Here is a 2,153-nt window from a genome sequence, read left to right on the forward strand (position 1 = left end):
TCGACGGACGCGGTGAGGACGCGGGAAGGGCTCAGGAAAGGATCAGGAGGGGCTCAGGTGGGGCTCAGGAGGGGTCGCCCAGGCCCGTCAGGACCGTGCGGGCCCGCTGGATCGCGTCCCTGCCCGGGTCCAGGTCGGGGGTGATGCCGTGGCCGTCGACGCTGCGGCCGCCCGGGGTGCGGTAGTGCCCGACCGTGAGCTCGGCGACGGAGCCGTCGGGCAGCCGGCTCGGCATCTGCACCGAGCCCTTGCCGAAGGTGCGCGAACCGACGACGACCGCGCGGCCGCGGTCCTGGAGGGCCCCGGTGAGCAGTTCGGCCGCGCTCATCGTGCCGCCGTCGACGAGCGCGACCAGGGGTCTGGCCGTGTCGCCGCCGGGCTCGGCGTGCAGGGCGCGCTGGCGGCCGTCGACGTCGTAGGTGGCGACCAGGCCGCCGTCGAGGAAGGCGGAGGCGGTGGTGACGGCCTCGGTGACCAGGCCGCCGGAGTTGCCGCGCAGGTCGAGGATGATCCCGGAGTCGGCGGGGGCGCCCCGTACCGCGGTGCGGACCTTGTCGCCCACGCCCTTGGTGAAGGCGGCGACCTTGATGACGGTCACGCCGTCGGCGAGGCGGCGGACGGTGACCGGGTCGGTCGACAGGCGGGCCCGGCGCAGGGTCTCGGTCCACGCGCGCCTGCCGCGCTCCAGGCCGAGGGTGACGGCGGTGCCGGCGGGCGCGTCGTCGGCGTCGCCGCGCAGTAACGAGACGACCTCGGTGACGGGCAGTCCGTCCACCTTCTCGCCGTCCACGCTGCGCAGCCGGTCGCCGCTGCGGATCCCCGCGTCGGCGGCGGGTGAGCCCGTCTGGACCCGGGTGACGTCGATGCCGCCGTCCCGCTCGCGCCGCGCCCACAGTCCGACGCCGGTGTACTGGCCGTCCAGGGCCTCCTGGAACTCCTGGAAGTCGCCCTGGGAGTAGACGGCGCCCCAGCGGTCCCCGCTGCGGCTGACTGCCCGTTCGGCGGCCTCCATCGGGGACTTGCCGTCGGCCATGGCCTCGGCGGCGGCCTCCGACACGGCCGCGTGGTGCGCCGAGGCGGGCGAATCCGCCGTCCGCGCCGGGGACTTGCGGCCGCCGGCCCCGGGCGGGGAGCCGGGCAGCGAACCGGTGGCCGCGCCGGCCACGAGCACGCTCGCGAAGACCAATGCCAGGGCGGCCCCGCGGCGGCTGCGGCGGGGCGGGCAGAACAGGTCACGACCTGACATGGCGGTGAGTCTAGGACAACGCTCCGGGGCCGTACGGCCCCTTGACCGTACGACCCTCCGGGCGCGCGGAGGCGTGCGTCACACCTTCAGGTACTTGCGCAGCGCGAAGAACGCGGCGAGCGCCGGCATCAGCAGGCTCGTCGCGAGGATCAGCGGCAGCTTCGTCAGCACGGCGTCCCAGCCGATGAAGTTGATCAGGTTGAGCTTGTGCGACAGGGCGAGGCCGTGGTCGATGATGAAGTACCGCGCGACGACGAGGAATCCGCACGCGACCGTGCCGCCGATGAGCCCGGCGACCGCGGCCTCCATGATGAACGGCGCCTGGATGTAGAAGCCGGAGGCGCCCACCAGGCGCATGATCCCGGTCTCGCGGCGCCGGCTGAACGCCGAGACGCGCACGGTGTTGACGATCAGCATCAGCGCGACCACCAGCATCAGCGCCATCACCGCGCGGGCGGCCCAGTTCATGCCGTTGAGCAGACCGAAGAGGTTGTCCAGGATGCCCTTCTGGTCCTGCACCGACTGCACGCCGTCGCGGCCGTTGAAGGCGCTGGCGATGACCTGGTACTGCTCGGGGTTCTTCAGCTTGATGCGGTACGACTCCTGCATCTGGTCCGGCGTGAGGGAACTGGCCAGCGGGGAGTCGCCGAACTGCTCCTTGTAGTGCTTGTACGCCTCGTCCTGGGACTCGTGGGTGACCTTCTGGACCACCGGCATCTTGTCGAGGTCGGCGAGGATCGCCTTCTTCTGGTCCTCGGTGACGGCGCCCTTGGCACACTTGGGGTCGTTCTCGGCGTCGCTCTTGTTGCAGAGGAAGATCGAGACGTTGACCTTGTCGTACCAGTAGCCCTTCATCGTGTTGACCTGGTCGCTCATCAGCAGCGACCCGCCGAACAGGGCGAGGGAC

Annotated in this window: 2 protein-coding genes; both read right to left on the reverse strand. The window is 71.8% G+C overall.

Features of this window, described 5'->3' with window-relative positions; translation table 11 throughout:
• Positions 1 to 64: 64 nt before the first annotated feature.
• Positions 65 to 1,246, reverse strand: a complete 1,182-nt coding sequence (locus IE249_RS30020) for a S41 family peptidase (RefSeq protein ID WP_189709814.1) — start codon at positions 1,244 to 1,246, stop codon at positions 65 to 67.
• Between the two features lie 78 nt (positions 1,247 to 1,324).
• Positions 1,325 to 2,153 (reverse strand): permease-like cell division protein FtsX (gene ftsX / locus IE249_RS30025; protein WP_229859552.1); only part of this gene is annotated, 829 nt, incomplete at its 5' end.

Origin of the sequence: Streptomyces anandii JCM 4720, from assembly GCF_014650655.1 — a bacterium.
GTDB lineage: Bacteria > Actinomycetota > Actinomycetes > Streptomycetales > Streptomycetaceae > Streptomyces > Streptomyces anandii.